Raw genomic sequence first — 17,031 nt, forward strand, 5'->3', positions numbered from 1 at the left:
GCACCCCGTTCCCACAGGAGAAATCCATGTCTTACATGCTGTTGATTGTCGAACCGACCGAACAGCGCGCCGAGCGCACGCTCGACGAAGGTCAGGCGCTCTATGCGCGGATGGTCGATTTCGCCGAGTCGCTGAAGGCGCGCGGCGTGCTGCGCGGCGTCGAGTCGCTGGAGCGTTCCGAGCGCGGCACGCGCGTGCAGGTGCGCGACGGCGAGACGCGTTTGCTCGACGGTCCGTTCGCGGAGGCAAAGGAAATGGTCGGTGGCTTCTTCCTCGTCGACGTCGACACGCGCGAAGAAGCGATCGAGATCGCGCGTCAGTGCCCGGCCGCGCAATGGTGCACGGTCGAGGTTCGCGCGGTGGGGCCGTGCTTTCTGTGAGTGTCGCGGCTCGGTATTTACCCTGATTTGTCGTGGCGCGTGTCGAATCGGCGGTCTTCCGTCCGTCGTCCGGATAAGGCCCCGATGAACGGGCGCTGCCTTCCATCGACGACAAGGAGTGAACGATGCGATTCATGATCATGATCCGGGCGAACGCCGTCAGCGAATCCGACGCGTTGCCGGACAACCGGCTGGTCGAAGCCATGACCGTCTATCACGAGGAACTGGCCAAGGCCGGCGTGCTGCTCGACGCGAACGGGCTGCGGCCGAGCGCGCGCGGCTGGCGCGTGCGCTACACGGGCGGCAAGGGCACCGTGGTCGACGGCCCGTTCGCCGAAACGAAGGAACTGATCGCCGGCTATACGCTGATCCAGGTGCGTTCGCGTGACGAAGCGCTCGAGTGGACGCGGCGGTTCCCCGCGCCGTTCGGCGCCGAGATGGATTGCGAGATCGAGGTGCGTCCGCTGTTCGAGCTCGACGACCTCACGCCGAGCGACGCGGTCGAGCGGTTCCGCGACCTCCACGTCGGCCGCACCAACGCGTGAATGCCCACCTGAATCCAACCTCACCGGGAGCACCCGTCATGCACAAGATGGTTTTCATCAATTTGCCCGTGGCCGACCTGCCGCGCTCGAAGGCGTTCTACCAGGCGCTGGGCTTTGAGGTCGTGCCCGAATACACCAACGACCAGGCAGCCTGCATCAAGATCAGCGACACGATCTTCGCGATGCTGCTCGTGCGGCCGTTTTTCCAGTCCTTTACCGGCAAGACCATCATCGATCCGGCGACGCAGGTGCAGGTGCTGTCGTGCCTGTCATGCGAAAGCCGCGCCGAGGTCGACGCGATCGTCGCGAAGGCGCTGGCGGCCGGCGGGTCCGCGCCGCAAGCGCCGCGCGAGTATCCGAACATGTACGGCCACGGGTTCGACGATCCGGACGGCCACGCATGGGAGCTGATGGCCATGCCGCTGGATGCGTCCGCCCAGGGGCACGCGTCGTGACGCGTGAGGCGACTCACCGTGCGATCGAAGCGGTCTGGCGGATCGAGGCGCCGAAAATCATCGCGCGCGCTGCGCGCGTGGTGCGCGACGTCGGCGTGGCCGAGGAGCTGGCGCAGGACACGCTCGTCGCGGCGCTCGAGCACTGGCCCGTCGACGGCGTGCCCGACAACCCGGCCGCCTGGCTGATGACGGCCGTGAAGCGTCGCGCGCTCGATCGGGTCCGGCAGGAGTCGCTGCACGCGGCGAAGCGCGACCAGCTCGGCCACGAGATGGACGCGCTCGAAGCACATGTCGTCCCCGACATCGCCGATGCGCTGGCCGACGCGAGCGACGACGAGATCGGCGACGACCTGCTGCGGCTGATTTTCACGTCGTGCCACCCGGTGCTGTCGACCGATGCGCGCGTCGCGCTGACGCTGCGCCTGCTCGGCGGGCTGACGACGGGCGAGATCGCGCGCGCGTTCCTGACGCCGGAGCCGACGATCGCGCAGCGGATCGTGCGCGCGAAGCGCACGCTCGCGGCCGCGCACGTGCCGTTCGAGGTGCCGGCCGCCGATGCGCGGCCCGCGCGGCTCGCGTCGGTGCTCGAAGTGATCTACCTCGTGTTCAACGAAGGCCATGCGGCGACCGCCGGCGACGACTGGACGCGCCCGGCGCTGTGCGACGAGGCGCTGCGGCTCGGTCGCGTGCTGGCCGGGCTCGCGCCGGACGAAAGCGAAGTGCTCGGGCTCGTCGCGCTGATGGAACTGCAGACCTCGCGCATGCATGCGCGCACCGATGCGCAGGGCCGGCCCGTGCTGCTGCTCGACCAGGACCGCAGCCGCTGGGATCCGTTGCTGATCCGGCGCGGCCTCGCGGCGCTGGAGCGGGCGACGAAGCTCGGCGGCGTACGCGGCCCGTATGCGCTGCAGGCCGCGCTGGCCGCCTGCCATGCGCGTGCGCGGCAGGCGTCGGATACCGACTGGGTGCAGATCGTCGCGCTGTATGACGCACTCGCCGAGGTCGCGCCGTCGCCGGTCGTCGAGCTGAATCGCGCGGTGGCGGTGGGGATGGCGTTCGGCCCGGCCGCGGCGCTCGAACTCGTCGACGTGCTGCGCGACGATCCTGCGCTCGCGCGCTATCACTGGCTGCCGAGCGTGCGCGGCGACCTGCTTGCGAAACTCGGCCGCGCCGACGAGGCCAAGCTCGAATTCCGCCGCGCGGCGGAACTGACGCGCAACGAGCGCGAACGCGAATTGCTGCTCAGGCGCGCGACGGACGCATGACGGACGCATGACGGACGCATGACGGACGCATGACGGGCGCATGACGGGCGCGGCGCGCGCAAGCGCGGCACCGTGCGCCGGACCCGTCTTCCCGATGATTCCCGCGGCCCGCGCCGGACACTATCGCGCGCATTGAAAAAGCCTATTGGGGGATGCGAACGCGAGCGCCTAGATTGGAGAGCACGATGCGCGCGCCCCGATGCACGCATCGTTCCCCACATATCTGATCGGCCCGGCTCTGCATGCGGCCGCGCCGACTCGAACGGAGGCGCAAATGGCTCAACTCAAGGGCAGCAAAACCGAAGAGAACCTGAAGGCCGCATTCGCGGGTGAATCGCAGGCGAACCGGCGCTATCTGTATTTCGCTTCGAAGGCCGACGTCGAAGGGCAGAACGACGTCGCCGCGCTGTTCCGCTCGACCGCCGAAGGCGAAACCGGCCATGCGCACGGCCATCTCGAATACCTGGAAGCCGTCGGCGATCCGGCCACGGGCTTGCCGTTCGGCTCGTCGCGGCTGAATCTCGAATCGGCGATCGCCGGCGAAACGCACGAATACACCGACATGTATCCGGGCATGGCGAAGACCGCGCGTGACGAAGGCTTCGACGAAATCGCGAACTGGTTCGAGACGCTCGCGAAGGCCGAACGCAGCCACGCGAACCGCTATACGAAGGCGCTGGACAGTCTCGTCGACTGACGGGCCGCCGCAGGCCGCACGGCATCGCCGTGCGATCGGCACGCGGCCGGCTGTTCGTTCATCGCTGCCCGCATCGCGCGGGCGGCGCGCTTGCGCACATGCGCGCCACGCTGGAGCGCCCCATGCCCCACAAGGAAGGCAGTCTCGAAGCCCCGACCCGGCATCCGCTCGACTGGCAGTCCGAAGCGTTCTACGACCAGGCCGCGATCGACGCGGAAATGACGCGCGTGTTCGACATCTGCGCCGGCTGCCGGCGCTGCGTGTCGCTGTGCGGCGCGTTTCCGGCGCTGTTCGACCTGGTCGACGACACGCCGATGGGCGACATCGAGGAAGTGCCCAAGGAAGCGTTCGGCAAGGTCGTCGACCAGTGCTACCTGTGCGACCTCTGCTACATGACGAAATGCCCGTACGTGCCGCCGCACGCATGGAACGTCGACTTCCCGCACCTGATGCTGCGCGGCAAGGCCGCGCGCTACCGGCGCGGCGAGGTGGCGCTGCGCGACAAGGTGCTGTCGAATACCGATGCGCTCGGCCATTTCGCGGGCATTCCGATCGTCACGCAGACGGTCAACGCGGTGAACCGCACGCCGCCCGCGCGCCACGCGCTCGAAGCGGCGCTCGGCGTCGATCGCAACGCGTGGCTGCCGGAGTTCGCACCCCGCAAGTTCCGGCGTGCCGCGCAGCGTTCCGGCAACCCGCCCGTGCGCGACGGCGAACGCACGCCCGGCAAGGTCGCGATCTACGCGACGTGCTACGTGAACTTCAACGAGCCCGGCATCGGCCACGACCTGCTTGCGATCCTCGCGCACAACGACATTCCGTACGAGCTTGTCACGCGCGAAGCCTGCTGCGGGATGCCGTTGCTCGAGCAGGGCAACCTCGCCGGCGTCGCCGCGAAGAAGGCCGTGAACATGCCCGTGCTCGAACGCTATGCGCGCGAAGGGTATGCGTTGATCGGCGCGATTCCGAGTTGCGTGCTGATGTACAAGAGCGAGCTGCCGCTGATGTTCCCCGGCGACGAAGCGGTACGCGCGGTGGCCGATGCCTTCTGGGATCCGTTCGAATACGTGATTGCGCGGCATCGCGACGGGTTGCTGAAGACCGATTTCAAGACCGGTCTCGGCACCGTGTCGTATCACGTGCCGTGCCATGCGCGCGTGCAGAACATCGGCCGCAAGACCGCCGATGCGCTGTCGCTCGTGCCCGATACGCGCGTCAACGTGGTCGAGCGTTGTTCGGGCCACGCGGGCACGTTCGGCGTGAAGAAAGAATTCCATGCGGACGCGATGCGGATCGGCGCGCCCGTGTTCAAGGCGATGGCCGAGCCGCAACCGGATTTCGTGTCGTCCGACTGCGCGCTGGCCGGCCATCACATCGTGCAGGGCATCGACGAAAAGGGGCTGCCGCCTGCGCCGCTCGCGCATCCGCTGACGCTGTTGCGCCGCGCGTACGGCATCTGAGCCGATGCCGGCCACTCACGAGGACCTGCCATGACGCTGACCCGCGACTCCCTGCTGACGCTCGAGGCGTACGCGAAGATCCGCCGGACCGAACACGCGCGACTGGTCGCGTACAAGCGCCGCCGCGCGGTGGCGCTCGGCAATCACCTGCGCTTCCTGTTCGAGGACGAGACGACGATCCGCTATCAGATCCAGGAGATGCTGCACATCGAGAAAATTTTCGACGAGGCCGGCATCGAAGGGGAGCTCGAAGCGTATCTGCCGCTGGTGCCCGACGGCACCAACCTGAAGGCGACGATGCAGATCGAGTACGAGCACGAGATCGAACGGCGCGCGGCGCTCGCGCGGCTGATCGGGGTGGAGGATCGCGTGTACCTGCAGGTCGACGGGCATGCGAACGTCTACGCGATCGCCGACGAGGATCTCGAGCGTGACAATGCCGAGAAGACGTCGGCCGTGCATTTCGTGCGTTTCGAACTCGGCGCGCCGATGCGCGCGGCGCTCAAGGAGGGGGCGGCGCTGTCGATCGGCTGCGATCACCCGGCCTACACGATGCCGCCGCAGCGCGTCGAGGCGGACGTGGCCGCGTCGCTGGCCGGCGATCTGCGCTGACACGGCCGCCGCGCGTCCCGAACGCCGGTTTCCGCTTTTCCGTTCCGACCCGAAGCAGGATGTCCGCATGCGGCGCGGCGCTGCCGCGCGCTCATCGCCGCGAAGATGTAACAGGCGTGTCGAGTTTGCATGCGGGGACACACTGTGCATCGCGCGTCACCGTACTTTCATCACTCGCGGAGAAACAATTAAAAGATTGTGCACGGAGATAATTCGATTGAATCGATTTTGAATGATTTACCGATTCGTGAATATCTTGTTACGAATTTCGCCAGGATTTACCGATTTTAAGAAGCAATTCCGGGGATTGTTGCCGGCAAGGGTCGGATCAGGCTGTAACAGCTTATTTCAAGGCATTCTTCATACGCTGCAGAGCCCCGCCAGACGGGCCTTTGCAGCGACGGGCATAAAGATCTCGCAAAAAAATTCATGCGTAAATAGATTGCCTATCCATGGCAGGTTGTTTCAGTGCGTAACATTAAGTCATTGTCATATTGAGATAAACCCTGAGGGTGGTATGCTTCGTGCACAAAAATTCCCACATTGGAGTGAGACCGTGATTTGTGCGCCATTGCCGGGAATCGCGGCACCGTGAAAGTGCGGTGTCGGACCGGCATGCACAACACCGGATAACCATAATGTGCAACCTGGCTGCTCCGCGACGCGACGTGTCGCGACGGCGCCGCCAATCGCAGCCCGGCCTGGCTGCGTGGAGAGATCTACTATGTTCTTCGATGAGCTTAACGATGAAGAGTGGTTTCGTCTTTCAACGCTGATCGCCGATGAACCCATCCGGCTGAATCGTCGTGGGCGTCCACGTGCGGAGCCGCGCGTCGTTGCCAACGCCGTGCTCTGGATCCTGACGACGGGCGAAGCCTGGTCCAAGCTGCCCGGCCGCTATCCGTCCGGGCCGACGTGCCGCCGCCGCTATGAAGAGTGGCTCGCGAGCGGCACGCTGCTGCAGATGATCGACGTGCTGACCCAGTTCAGCGGGCGCGCGTTCGCGTACATTCCGCCGCCGCCGCTGCCGGTCGTTCCCGCGCACCGTGCGGAGCCCGTGCCCGACAACGACCGCTTGCGCGGCGTGTTCTGGCAGAACCCGGAATCGTGGCAATTGCCGGTTTCGCAGGCAAACGTTTGGGACGGCGAGGGCGCGTCGGTGAGCACGATGCCGGACGACCAGATGCTCGACGCGTCCGACGCGTCGTTCGTGGTGCCCGGTGCGCCGGCCACGGAACTGCGCCACGCGCATGCGTCGTCGGCGAGCTTCGCCGCGGCCGAACCGCAGACCGACGAGTATCGCGGCTATACGATCAGCGGCATTGCGCAACCCGTGCAGAACCTGATGTACCGCGCGTGGGCCGAAATTTCGCAGGACGAACGGCGCGTCGAACGCTCGGGCCTGATCGGTCCGCGCTTCACCGATGCCGAGGAAGCCGAGCAGTTCGCGCTCGACTGGGCGCGCCAATGGATCGATCGCCACGGGGCGAGCGACGAGCCGGCGCGCGAGCCGCAAGGCGAGGTGCTGGCCGGCTTGTCCGCATTGGCTCGCGCGGAATCGGACATCAAGCGCTTCATTGCCGAACGCCGCGCGGGCGCGTTGTCCGAAAGCCGCAACGATCCCGTGCAGGCGGAACGCCGCGAGTACGCGTACCGCGTAGGCTGATCGCCGTTTCAATGCAACGCGCGGGCCGTCGTGTGCCACGACGCCCGCGCGGAAGCGCCATCTCTCCAGGCCGGCCCAATCCGGGGGCGCCGCTGTCGAAGCGGCGCCCCCGGCTTCGCTGCGTCATTGCCGGCCGTAGGTATCGTCGAAGCGGACGATGTCGTCCTCGCCGAGATACGCGCCCGACTGCACTTCGATCAGTTCGAGCGGCATCTTGCCCGGGTTCTCCAGGCGGTGCGATACGCCGAGCGGAATGTACGTCGATTCGTTTTCGGACAGCAGGAACGTTTCGTCGCCGCGCGTGATGCGCGCGGTGCCGCGCACGACGATCCAGTGTTCGGCGCGGTGGTGGTGCATCTGCAGCGACAGTTGGGCGCCCGGCTTCACGACGATGCGTTTCACCTGGAAGCGCTCGCCCGTGTCGACGGAGTCGTAATGGCCCCACGGGCGGTGCACCTTGCGGTGATCGGTCGCTTCCGCGCCGCGTTGCGCCTTGATGCGCCCGACGATTTTCTTCACGTCCTGCACGCGCGACTTGTCGGCGACGAGCACGGCGTCGGGCGTTTCGACGACGACCAGGTTCTGCGTGCCGACGCAGGCGATGAGCCGGCTTTCCGAATGCGCGAATGTCGATTCGGCGTCTTCGAACAGCACGTGGCCGCGGCCGACGTTTCCGGTATCGTCCTTCGGCGAGATCTGCCAGATCGCGTCCCACGAGCCGACGTCCGACCAGCCCGCGTCGAGCGGCACGACGACGCTCTCGCACAGTTGCGGCTGGCCCGCGAGCGGCTCCATCACCGCGTAGTCGATCGAGTTCGACGGCGAGGCGGCGAATGCGTCGCGATCGACGCGGAAGAAATCGCCGTCGGACTTGCCCAGTGCGACGGCCTGTTCGCAGGCCGCGTAGATCGCGGGTTCGAGATGCCGGATCGCCTTCAGCCAGACCGAGGCGCGGACGATGAAGATCCCGCTGTTCCACCAGTATTCGCCGGATGCGACGTACTGCTGAGCGAGTTCGAGATGCGGCTTCTCGACGAAACGGTCGAGGCGGCGGACGTCGAGGCTGCCCGTTGCGGCGTCGCCGAGCGGCGCGCCGACGCGGATGTAGCCGTAGCCCGTTTCCGCGTGCTTCGGCACGATGCCCATCGTCGCGATCTTGCCTTGCGCCGCGCAGTGCACGCCGGCCGCGACGGCCGCGTGAAAGCGCGGCAGGTCGGCGACCGCATGGTCGGCCGGCATCACGGTCATCACCGCATCGTTGCCGCCGGCGACGAGCCGCAGCGCGGCGAGCGTCAGCGCGGGCGCGGTGTCGCGGCCGAGCGGCTCGAGCATGATCGTCGCGTCCTTGGCCGTCAGGCGCAGCTGTTCGGCGGTCGTGAAGCGGTGATCCTCGCCGCACACGATCACCACGTCGTCGTTCAGCGGATGGGCGGCCGCGAGGCCGTCGAGGCGCAGGGCGGTCGACTGCAGCAGCGAATGATCGCCGAGCAGGCCGATCAGCTGTTTCGGAAAACGTTCGCGCGACATCGGCCACAGGCGCGTGCCGGAACCGCCGGCAAGAATCACGGGCTGCACGGCGAGGCGCGTGCCGGCGGCGGGTGCGGCGGAAGAAGATTGGCGCGTTTCGGCGGCCACTGCCGGAGCATTCATGATGACACTCTCCACGGTTGAAGTCAGTGCCTGTCGTTGTAGCATGAAGTAAATCGACAATAAAACCGGATCCATTGGCGGATATTCGCCGCGCGTGCATCTGGGAAAATTTTCCTCGATAGCATCGGATGCCAATAAAAAAATAAAAAATAATTCCGAGCATCGACGGTCGGCGCCCGCCGGCAAAGGGTTCGCGGCGAACGTAAAGTTTCCGAAAAATTCTCGAATCCCGATCGATCCGGGAAAACGTGCCGATTTAATTAAAAAAGATCGCGGCAAGAATTTCCGATTATTTTTCGAAATACTTGTGCGCTTGAGGGGCGATTTTCTTGCCGGTTCAATAGCGTCATGCAACGTTTGAATCGAATGTGCGGCACGGGTCGCATGAGGAGCTGTTCGGCAAACGCCTGTTCAAAGAGGAAGCAGACATGTTGAGCGTGCTGGCGAGAGTCATCGATATCGCGATGGTCGTGGCGGGAGCGCTGATCGCTGCCGCGCTGCACGGCGGCAGCATCTGGCTCAACGACCTGCAGCGCACGACGGTGTTGTTCGACTGCCTGCTCGTCGTCGTGTCCTTCCCGGCCTTCGGCATTTACCAGTCGTGGCGCGGCAAGCGTCTCGTCGGGCTGATGGGGCGTGTCGTGTTCGCATGGCTCGCGGTCGAGCTCGCGGGCATCCTGATGAGCTTCAGCTTTCACCAGTCGGGCGACCTGTCGCGGCTGTGGCTGGGCTACTGGGCGCTCGTGACGATGACGCTGCTCGTCGGCTCGAAGGCCTGCGTGCACGTCGTGCTGCGGCAGTTGCGCCGTGGCGGCTACAACCTGAAGGCGGTCGCGATCGTCGGCGGCACGCCGGCGGCGCGGCGGCTGATCTCACAGATGCGGGCGCGTCCGGAAGCGGGCTTCAACCCGGTGTGCGTGTACGACGAAAGCGAGGCGCCGGGCGAAGTGGCGCTCGACGACGTGCGCATCGAGCGGCAGTTCGAATCGCTGGTGTGGCTGGTGCGCAGCCGCGCGATCAGCGAGCTGTGGCTCACGCTGCCGATCACGGAAGAGCGCCGGATTCACCAGATCGTGACGGTGTTTCGCCACGACTTCGTGAATATCCGCTTCATTCCGGACGTGCGCACGCTGTCGTTCTTCAACCAGGAAGTGGTCGAGGTGCTCGGCGTGCCGGCGATCAATCTCGCGGCGTCGCCGATCACCGACGTGCGGATCATGCCGAAGTTCGTGTTCGACCGGCTGTTCGCGCTGGCGGCGCTGGCGGCGCTCGCGCCGGTGATGGTGCTGATCGCGGGCCTGATCAAGCTGACGTCGCGCGGGCCGGTGTTCTTTCGCCAGAAGCGCAAGGGCATCGACGGGCACGAGTTCGAGATCTACAAGTTCCGCTCGATGAAAGTGCACCAGGAAGTGGCCGGGCAGGTCACGCAAGCGACGAAGAACGACACGCGCGTGACGCCGGTCGGCCGGTTCCTGCGCCGCACGAGCCTCGATGAGCTGCCGCAGTTCATCAACGTGCTGAAGGGCGAGATGTCGGTGGTCGGCCCGCGCCCGCATGCGCTCGCGCACGACGACATCTACAAGGATCTGGTCAAGGGCTACATGTTCCGCTACCGGATCAAGCCGGGCATCACCGGGTGGGCGCAGATCAACGGCTTTCGCGGCGAGACCGACCAGATCGAGAAGATGATGGGACGCGTGAAGCTCGATCTGTACTACATGCAGAACTGGTCGTTCTGGCTCGACATCAAGATCGTCGCGCTGACGCTCTGGAAAGGTTTCACCGGCAGCAACGCGTACTGACGGCGCGTCGCGCAGGCATTCCGGTTTTACGAATTTCGAATCATTGGTCACGAGGTCCGACACATCATGAATCTGACTATCATCGGCAGCGGTTACGTAGGTCTTGTCACCGGCGCCTGTCTCGCCGACATCGGGCACGACGTGTTCTGTCTCGACGTCGACCAGGCAAAGATCGACATCCTGAACAACGGCGGCGTGCCGATCCACGAGCCGGGCCTGAAGGAAGTCATCGCGCGCAACCGCTCGGCCGGCCGCCTGCGCTTCTCGACCGACGTCGAGGCGGCGGTCGCGCACGGCGACGTGCAGTTCATCGCGGTCGGCACGCCGCCCGACGAGGACGGCTCGGCCGACCTGCAGTACGTGCTCGCGGCGGCGCGCAACATCGGCCGCTACATGACAAGCTTCAAGGTGATCGTCGACAAGTCGACGGTGCCGGTCGGCACGGCCGAGCGCGTGCGCGCGGCGGTGGCCGAGGAGCTGGCGAAGCGCGGCGGCGACCAGATGTTCTCGGTCGTGTCGAATCCGGAATTCCTGAAGGAAGGCGCGGCGCTCGACGATTTCACGCGGCCGGACCGTATCGTGATCGGCTGTGACGACGACGTGCCGGGCGAGCGTGCCCGCGAGCTGATGAAGAAGCTCTACGCACCGTTCAACCGCAACCACGAACGCACGCTGTACATGGATGTGCGCTCGGCCGAGTTCACGAAATACGCGGCGAACGCGATGCTCGCGACGCGCATCTCGTTCATGAACGAGCTGGCGAATCTCGCCGACCGCTTTGGCGCGGACATCGAGGCCGTGCGCCGCGGGATCGGCTCCGATCCGCGCATCGGCTACCACTTCCTGTATGCCGGCTGCGGCTACGGCGGCTCGTGCTTCCCGAAGGACGTCGAGGCGCTGATCCGCACGGCCGACGAGCACGGCCAGTCGCTGCAGATCCTGAAGGCCGTGTCGTCGGTCAACGCGACGCAAAAGCGCGTGCTCGCCGACAAGATCGTCGCGCGCTTTGGCGAGGACCTGACGGGCCGCACGTTCGCGATCTGGGGCCTGGCGTTCAAGCCGAACACCGACGACATGCGCGAGGCGCCGAGCCGCGAGCTGATCGCCGAGCTGCTGTCGCGCGGCGCGCGCGTCGCGGCGTATGACCCGGTCGCGCAGCAGGAAGCGCGCCGCGTGATCGCACTCGATCTCGCCGATCACCCGAGCTGGCTCGAGCGCCTGACCTTCGTCGACGACGAGGCGCAGGCCGCGCGCGACGCCGACGCGCTCGTGATCGTCACCGAATGGAAGATCTTCAAGAGCCCCGACTTCGTTGCGCTCGGCCGCCTGTGGAAGGCGCCGGTGATCTTCGACGGCCGCAACCTGTACGAGCCGGAGACGATGAGCGAGCAGGGCATCGAATACCACCCGATCGGCCGGCCGGGCTCGCGCCAGGCCGTCGCCGCCCGCGTGCCGGGCACCGCGCGCGCAAGCGCGTAACCCGTTTCCCGTCACTCGTTACGAGACACCATGTTCCGGAACATCCTGATCGTCTGCCACGCGAACGTCTGCCGCAGCCCGGCAGCGGAAATGCTGTTCAAGTCGCACGCCGCGTCGCGCGGCGGCCCGCGCCCGACGTTCCACTCGGCCGGCGTGCATGCGAATGACGGCGACGGCATCGATCCGGTGATGCGGCAACTGCTCGCCGAGCGGGGCGTCGATGCGACGACCCACCGGTCGCGGCGGCTGTCGCGCCGGATCGTGCGCGACGCCGACCTGATTCTCGTCAGCGAGCGCGGACAGATTGCGGCCGTCGAAAAGGTCGATCCGTTCGCGCGCGGCAAGGTCCACCTGCTCGGCAAGTGGGAAGGGGCCGAGATTGCCGACCCGCACGGCGGCCCCGAAGCCGATTACCGCGAGAGCTACTCACTGATCGAACGCCTGGTTCAAGGATGGCTACAGAAACTATGCTGAAACGCCCGATGCGCCCAATGCGTCCGGTGGCGCTTGCCGTTGCGCTGACGACTTTCCTGTCAGCCTGTGCAACCGCTCCCGGCAACTACCTCGATTCGTCGAACCTGAAGGACGAAGGCCGGCAGGAAGCGGCCGAAACCTATCCGGTTCATTACATCGACGCCAAAGTGGTGATGGACCAGCTGCAGAAAGCGCAGGTCGACCATCCGCTGCCGCCTGGGCGCTATAGCGATCCGTCGCAGTACACGTATCGCGTCGGCCCGCAGGACATCCTCGGCGTCACCGTGTGGGATCACCCCGAGCTGACGACGCCGCAGGGCCAGTCGTTCTCGAGCGGCGGCAACACGACGCAATCGGTCGCGGGCGCGCTGCAGCAGCCGTATACGACTGCGCTGCCGGGCCAGGCCGATCCGTACGGCCAGACGGTCGGCGCCGACGGCACGATCTTCTTCCCGTTCGTCGGCCGCGTGCGCGTGGCGGGCAAGACGGTCGCGCAGATCCGCGAGCAGATGGCGTCCAGCCTGTCGCGCTACGTGAAGAATCCGCAGCTCGACGTGCGCGTGCTGTCGTTCCGCAGCCAGAAGGTGCAGGTGACGGGCGAAGTGAAGCAGCCGGGCCCGCTCGCGATGAGCGACGTGCCGCTGACACTCGTCGACGCGATCTCGCGCTCGGGCGGCTCGACCAACGAGGCCGACCTGCAGCGCGTGCGCCTGACGCGCGACGGCAAGCTCTACACGCTCGACGCGAACGGCGTGCTCGATCGCGGCGAGGTCAACAAGAACGTGATGCTGCAGGCGGGCGACATCGTCAACGTGCCGGACCGCAGCGACAGCCGCGTGTTCATCATGGGCGAGGTCAAGACGCCGGTCACGGTGCCGATGCTCAAGGGCAGGCTGACCATCGCCGACGCGCTGACGGCGGGCGGCGGCATCCTCGACACCGACGCGAACCCGCGCAAGATCTACGTGATGCGCGGGATGCGCGACAACCCGACGAAGCCTGAAGTGTTCCGTCTCGACATGACGCAGCCCGACGCGCTGATGCTGTCGAGCCGCTTCCCGCTTCAACCGCTCGACGTCGTGTACGTCAGCACGGCCAGCTCGGTGCAGTTCAACCGTGTGCTGCAGCAGGTGCTGCCGACGATCCAGACGATCTTCTACATGCGGCAAATCACACGCTGATAGCCCGCCGGGGCGGCGCCTCCGCCCCGGCACCACTCAAGCGGGAACGAATGGTGAACACGCAAGCGAAACACTCCTACGCGGATCTGACCGCGAAAACCGAGGAAGAGGACGTCGTCCTCGGCCAGTTGCTCCAGGTGATCATGGACGACATCTGGCTGCTGCTCGGCATCGCGGTGACGGTCATCGCACTCGCCGGCCTCTACTGCTTCATCGCCAAGCCGGTCTACCAGGCGGATGTGCACGTGCGCGTCGAGGGCAACGACAACACGTCGCAGGCGCTCACCCAGACGCAGACGGGCGCGATGATCAACAGCGGCCCGCAGCAGGCGCCGACCGATGCGGAAATCGAGATCATCAAGAGCCGCGGCGTCGTCGCGCCGGTCGTCGAGCAGTTCAAGCTGAACTTCTCGGTCGTGCCGAAGACGCTGCCGGTGATCGGCAGTCTCGCCGCGCGCCTCGCGACGACGGGCGAGCCGGCGCGGCCGTGGCTCGGCCTGAAATCGTATGCGTGGGGCGGCGAAGTCGCCGACGTCGACACGATCAACGTCGATCCCGTGCTCGAAGGCAAGAAGCTGACGCTGACGGCCGGCCCCAACGACACCTACTCGCTGGTCGACGAGAACGGGAAACGGCTGCTGTCGGGCCGCGTCGGCGAATCGGCGCAGGGCGGCGGCGTGTCGCTGCTCGTGAAGCACCTCGTCGCGCGCCCCGGCACGCAGTTCACGGTGGTCCGCTACAACGATCTCGATGCGATCAGCGGGTTCCAGGCCGGCATCCAGGTGACCGAGCAGGGCAAGCAGACGGGTGTCGTGCAGATCTCGCTCGAAGGCAAGGACCCGGACCAGACCGCCGCGATCGCGAACGCGCTCGCGCAGTCGTACCTGAACCAGCACGTGGTCGCGAAGCAGGCCGAAGCGACCAAGATGCTCGACTTCCTGAAGGGCGAGGAACCGCGCCTGAAGGCCGACCTCGAACGCGCGGAAGCCGCGCTGACGCAGTACCAGCGCACGTCGGGCTCGATCAATGCGAGCGACGAGGCGAAGGTCTACCTCGAAGGCAGCGTGCAGTACGAACAGCAGATCGCCGCGCAGCGCCTGCAACTCGCGTCGCTCGCGCAGCGTTTCACCGATTCGCACCCGATGGTGATCGCCGCGAAGCAGCAGCTCGCGGAACTGCAGGGCGAGAAGGACAAGTTCAGCAACCGCTTCCGTAGCCTGCCGGCCACCGAAGTGAAGGCCGTCCAGCTCCAGCGCGACGCGAAGGTCGCCGAGGACATCTACGTGCTGCTGCTGAACCGCGTGCAGGAGCTGTCGGTGCAGAAGGCGGGCACGGGCGGCAACATCCACCTGATCGATTCGGCGCTGCGTCCGGGCGATCCGGTCAAGCCGAAGAAGGTGCTGATCCTGTCGGCAGCCGTGTTCCTGGGCCTGATTCTCGGCACGGGCGTCGTGTTCCTGCGCCGCAACATGTTCCAGGGCATCGAGGATCCGGACCGCATCGAGCGCGCGTTCAACCTGCCGCTGTACGGGCTGGTGCCGCAAAGCGCCGAGCAGGTGAAGCTCGACGCGGCGGCCGAGAAGGGCGGTGGCCGGGCACGGCCGATCCTCGCCAGCCTGCGTCCGAAGGATCTCAGTGTCGAGAGCCTGCGCAGCCTGCGCACCGCGATGCAGTTCGCGATGATGGATGCGAAGAACCGCGTGATCGTGCTGACGGGCCCGACGCCCGGCATCGGCAAGAGTTTCCTGACGGTCAACCTCGCGGTGCTGCTCGCCCATTCGGGCAAGCGCGTGCTGCTGATCGACGCCGACATGCGTCGCGGCCTGCTCGACCGCTACTTTGGTCTGACCGCGCAGCCGGGCTTGTCCGAGCTGCTGAGCGACCAGTCGGCGCTCGAGGATGCGGTGCGCGAAACGCCGGTGCAGGGCCTGTCGTTCATCGCAGCCGGCACGCGCCCGCCGAATCCGTCGGAACTGCTGATGTCGACGCGCCTGCCGCAATACCTCGAAGGGCTCGGCAAGCGCTACGACGTCGTGCTGATCGATTCGCCGCCGGTACTGGCGGTGACCGACGCGACCATCATCGGCCGCATGGCCGGCTCGGCGTTCCTCGTGCTGCGCTCGGGCATGCATACCGAAGGCGAGATCGCCGATGCGATCAAGCGCCTGCGCACCGCGGGCGTCGATCTGGAAGGCGGGATCTTCAACGGCGTGCCGCCGAAGGCGCGCGGCTACGGTCGCGGCTATGCGGCCGTGCACGAATACCTGAGCGCCTGATCCGCAACGCGCGTAACCGGGCGGGCAGCGCGTGCCGCCGGCCCGGCCGACTGGAGAACCATCGATGAAAATTTCCGTGCTCGTTCCGACCTACCGGCGTCCCGCCGACCTCGCGCGCTGCCTGTTGGCGCTGCAGCGGCAGCAGCGGCTGCCCGACGAGGTGATCGTCGTCGCGCGCCCGGAGGACGATGCCACGCATGAACGGCTCGCCGATCCGGCGGTCGGCGGCGCGCTGCCGCTGCGCATCGTGCCGGTTGACGTGACGGGGCAGGTCGCCGCACTGAACAAGGGGCTCGACTCGGTACACGGCGACGTCGTCGCGATCACCGACGACGATGCGGCGCCGCATCCCGACTGGCTCGCGCGCATCGAAGCCGCGTTCCTGTCCGACCCGCGTGTGGGCGCGGTCGGCGGCCGCGACTGGGTACACGAGAAGGGCCGCCTGCTCGACGAGTCGCGCGAGCTGGTCGGCCAGCTCACGCTGTCGGGCAAGATCATCGGCAATCATCACCTCGGTGTCGGCGGCGCGCGTGAAGTCGACACGCTGAAGGGCGCGAACATGAGCTACCGGCGCACGGCGATCGCCGGGCTGCACTTCGATACGCGGCTGCGCGGCGCGGGCGCACAGGCGCACAACGACACCGCGTTCAGCATGGAGGTGCAGCGTGCGGGCTGGAAGCTGCTGTACGACCCGGCGATCGCCGTCGATCATTTCCCGGCCGAGCGCTTCGACGACGACCGGCGCGATGCGGCATCGCTGAATGCGATCAGCAACGGCGCGTACAACCTGCAGCTGACGCTGCGCGAGCACCTGCCGCCGGTACGGCGCGAGATCGCGTGGTGGTGGTGGGCGCTGGTGGGCACGCGCGTCTACCCGGGCTTCGCGCACGTGCTGCTGTCGCTGCATACCGCACGGCGCGGCCGCGTGCTCGCGCACTGGCGCGCGGTGCGCCGCGGCGCGCGCGATGCGCGCCGCACGAACCTTGCCCCCCACCGTGCGGCGATGCCGCCGGTGACGTCTTGAACGGCTCGCGCGCATCGCGCACGGCCACGCCCGGAGGGCTCGAAATGAAACAATCCCCACGCTCA

At 66.7% G+C, this 17,031-nt stretch carries 15 protein-coding genes; 14 read left to right on the forward strand and 1 reads right to left on the reverse strand.

Annotated elements, in window-relative coordinates; genetic code table 11:
* The first annotated feature begins 26 nt into the window (after positions 1-26).
* The 8 genes from BLA15945_RS18815 to BLA15945_RS18850 all read left to right on the forward strand — a co-directional run bounded on the left by BLA15945_RS18815 (position 27) and on the right by BLA15945_RS18850 (position 7,080).
* Positions 27-380, forward strand: a complete 354-nt coding sequence (locus BLA15945_RS18815; RefSeq protein WP_006482933.1) for a YciI family protein — start codon at positions 27-29, stop codon at positions 378-380.
* A 125-nt stretch (positions 381-505) separates the two neighbouring features.
* Positions 506-925: a YciI family protein gene (locus BLA15945_RS18820; protein ID WP_059237366.1), complete on the forward strand. Its 420-nt coding sequence runs from the start codon at positions 506-508 to the stop codon at positions 923-925.
* Between the two features lie 38 nt (positions 926-963).
* Positions 964-1,380 (forward strand): VOC family protein, encoded by a 417-nt coding sequence (locus tag BLA15945_RS18825; protein ID WP_059237365.1) that lies wholly within the window; start codon positions 964-966, stop codon positions 1,378-1,380.
* Positions 1,377-2,645, forward strand: coding sequence for an RNA polymerase sigma factor (locus BLA15945_RS18830; RefSeq protein WP_174993123.1), 1,269 nt, complete (start codon positions 1,377-1,379; stop codon positions 2,643-2,645). The genes BLA15945_RS18825 and BLA15945_RS18830 overlap by 4 nt, the downstream gene beginning before the upstream one ends.
* Before the next feature lie 274 nt (positions 2,646-2,919).
* On the forward strand, positions 2,920-3,342 hold the full coding sequence (locus BLA15945_RS18835) for a rubrerythrin family protein (protein ID WP_006497294.1): 423 nt from the start codon (positions 2,920-2,922) through the stop codon (positions 3,340-3,342).
* A gap of 122 nt (positions 3,343-3,464) precedes the next feature.
* Positions 3,465-4,802, forward strand: coding sequence for a heterodisulfide reductase-related iron-sulfur binding cluster (locus tag BLA15945_RS18840; RefSeq protein ID WP_059240778.1), 1,338 nt, complete (start codon positions 3,465-3,467; stop codon positions 4,800-4,802).
* 30 nt (positions 4,803-4,832) lie between these two features.
* Positions 4,833-5,414 carry a DUF3501 family protein gene (locus BLA15945_RS18845; RefSeq protein WP_174993124.1) on the forward strand — a complete coding sequence of 194 codons (582 nt, stop codon included), beginning with the start codon at positions 4,833-4,835 and terminating at the stop codon, positions 5,412-5,414.
* Positions 5,415-6,138: 724 nt separating this feature from the next.
* Entirely contained in the window at positions 6,139-7,080 is a 942-nt protein-coding gene (locus tag BLA15945_RS18850; RefSeq protein WP_059237362.1) for a transposase, read from the forward strand.
* 123 nt (positions 7,081-7,203) lie between these two features.
* On the opposite strand, the gene BLA15945_RS18855 is transcribed toward BLA15945_RS18850, so the two are convergent.
* Complete coding sequence (locus tag BLA15945_RS18855) at positions 7,204-8,730, reverse strand: mannose-1-phosphate guanylyltransferase/mannose-6-phosphate isomerase (protein ID WP_059237361.1); 1,527 nt, start codon at positions 8,728-8,730, stop codon at positions 7,204-7,206.
* Positions 8,731-9,158: 428 nt separating this feature from the next.
* On the opposite strand from BLA15945_RS18855, the gene BLA15945_RS18860 reads away from it, so the two are divergent.
* From BLA15945_RS18860 to BLA15945_RS18885, 6 genes are all read left to right on the forward strand, one after another.
* On the forward strand, positions 9,159-10,532 hold the full coding sequence (locus BLA15945_RS18860) for an undecaprenyl-phosphate glucose phosphotransferase (RefSeq protein ID WP_174993125.1): 1,374 nt from the start codon (positions 9,159-9,161) through the stop codon (positions 10,530-10,532).
* Positions 10,533-10,598: 66 nt separating this feature from the next.
* Positions 10,599-12,011, forward strand: a complete 1,413-nt coding sequence (locus BLA15945_RS18865; protein ID WP_059237360.1) for a UDP-glucose dehydrogenase family protein — start codon at positions 10,599-10,601, stop codon at positions 12,009-12,011.
* 30 nt (positions 12,012-12,041) lie between these two features.
* On the forward strand, positions 12,042-12,485 hold the full coding sequence (locus BLA15945_RS18870; protein ID WP_027791027.1) for a low molecular weight protein-tyrosine-phosphatase: 444 nt from the start codon (positions 12,042-12,044) through the stop codon (positions 12,483-12,485).
* Positions 12,464-13,666: a polysaccharide biosynthesis/export family protein gene (locus BLA15945_RS18875; protein ID WP_404823493.1), complete on the forward strand. Its 1,203-nt coding sequence runs from the start codon at positions 12,464-12,466 to the stop codon at positions 13,664-13,666. The genes BLA15945_RS18870 and BLA15945_RS18875 overlap by 22 nt, the downstream gene beginning before the upstream one ends.
* 50 nt (positions 13,667-13,716) lie before the next feature.
* The gene (locus BLA15945_RS18880) at positions 13,717-15,942 is read left to right on the forward strand and encodes a polysaccharide biosynthesis tyrosine autokinase (protein WP_174993126.1); all 2,226 of its coding nucleotides are present in this window, start codon (positions 13,717-13,719) and stop codon (positions 15,940-15,942) included.
* 64 nt (positions 15,943-16,006) lie between these two features.
* Positions 16,007-16,966: a glycosyltransferase family 2 protein gene (locus BLA15945_RS18885; RefSeq protein WP_059237357.1), complete on the forward strand. Its 960-nt coding sequence runs from the start codon at positions 16,007-16,009 to the stop codon at positions 16,964-16,966.
* Positions 16,967-17,031: the final 65 nt, after the last annotated feature.

The sequence above is a fragment of the Burkholderia arboris genome (assembly GCF_902499125.1).
In the GTDB taxonomy this organism is placed as follows: Bacteria; Pseudomonadota; Gammaproteobacteria; order Burkholderiales; family Burkholderiaceae; genus Burkholderia; species Burkholderia arboris.

Excerpts from the sequence above, each read along its gene's own strand:
- BLA15945_RS18870 (WP_027791027.1), top strand. The coding sequence starts at position 12,042 with ATGTTCCGGAACATCCTGATCGTCTGCCACGCGAACGTCTGCCGCAGC.
- BLA15945_RS18820 (WP_059237366.1), top strand. The coding sequence starts at position 506 with ATGCGATTCATGATCATGATCCGGGCGAACGCCGTCAGCGAATCCGAC.
- BLA15945_RS18860 (WP_174993125.1), top strand. The coding sequence starts at position 9,159 with ATGTTGAGCGTGCTGGCGAGAGTCATCGATATCGCGATGGTCGTGGCG.
- BLA15945_RS18815 (WP_006482933.1), top strand. The coding sequence starts at position 27 with ATGTCTTACATGCTGTTGATTGTCGAACCGACCGAACAGCGCGCCGAG.
- BLA15945_RS18845 (WP_174993124.1), top strand. The coding sequence starts at position 4,833 with ATGACGCTGACCCGCGACTCCCTGCTGACGCTCGAGGCGTACGCGAAG.
- BLA15945_RS18880 (WP_174993126.1), top strand. The coding sequence starts at position 13,717 with ATGGTGAACACGCAAGCGAAACACTCCTACGCGGATCTGACCGCGAAA.
- BLA15945_RS18840 (WP_059240778.1), top strand. The coding sequence starts at position 3,465 with ATGCCCCACAAGGAAGGCAGTCTCGAAGCCCCGACCCGGCATCCGCTC.
- BLA15945_RS18835 (WP_006497294.1), top strand. The coding sequence starts at position 2,920 with ATGGCTCAACTCAAGGGCAGCAAAACCGAAGAGAACCTGAAGGCCGCA.
- BLA15945_RS18825 (WP_059237365.1), top strand. The coding sequence starts at position 964 with ATGCACAAGATGGTTTTCATCAATTTGCCCGTGGCCGACCTGCCGCGC.
- BLA15945_RS18855 (WP_059237361.1), bottom strand. The coding sequence starts at position 8,730 with ATGAATGCTCCGGCAGTGGCCGCCGAAACGCGCCAATCTTCTTCCGCC.
- BLA15945_RS18865 (WP_059237360.1), top strand. The coding sequence starts at position 10,599 with ATGAATCTGACTATCATCGGCAGCGGTTACGTAGGTCTTGTCACCGGC.
- BLA15945_RS18885 (WP_059237357.1), top strand. The coding sequence starts at position 16,007 with ATGAAAATTTCCGTGCTCGTTCCGACCTACCGGCGTCCCGCCGACCTC.
- BLA15945_RS18850 (WP_059237362.1), top strand. The coding sequence starts at position 6,139 with ATGTTCTTCGATGAGCTTAACGATGAAGAGTGGTTTCGTCTTTCAACG.
- BLA15945_RS18875 (WP_404823493.1), top strand. The coding sequence starts at position 12,464 with ATGGCTACAGAAACTATGCTGAAACGCCCGATGCGCCCAATGCGTCCG.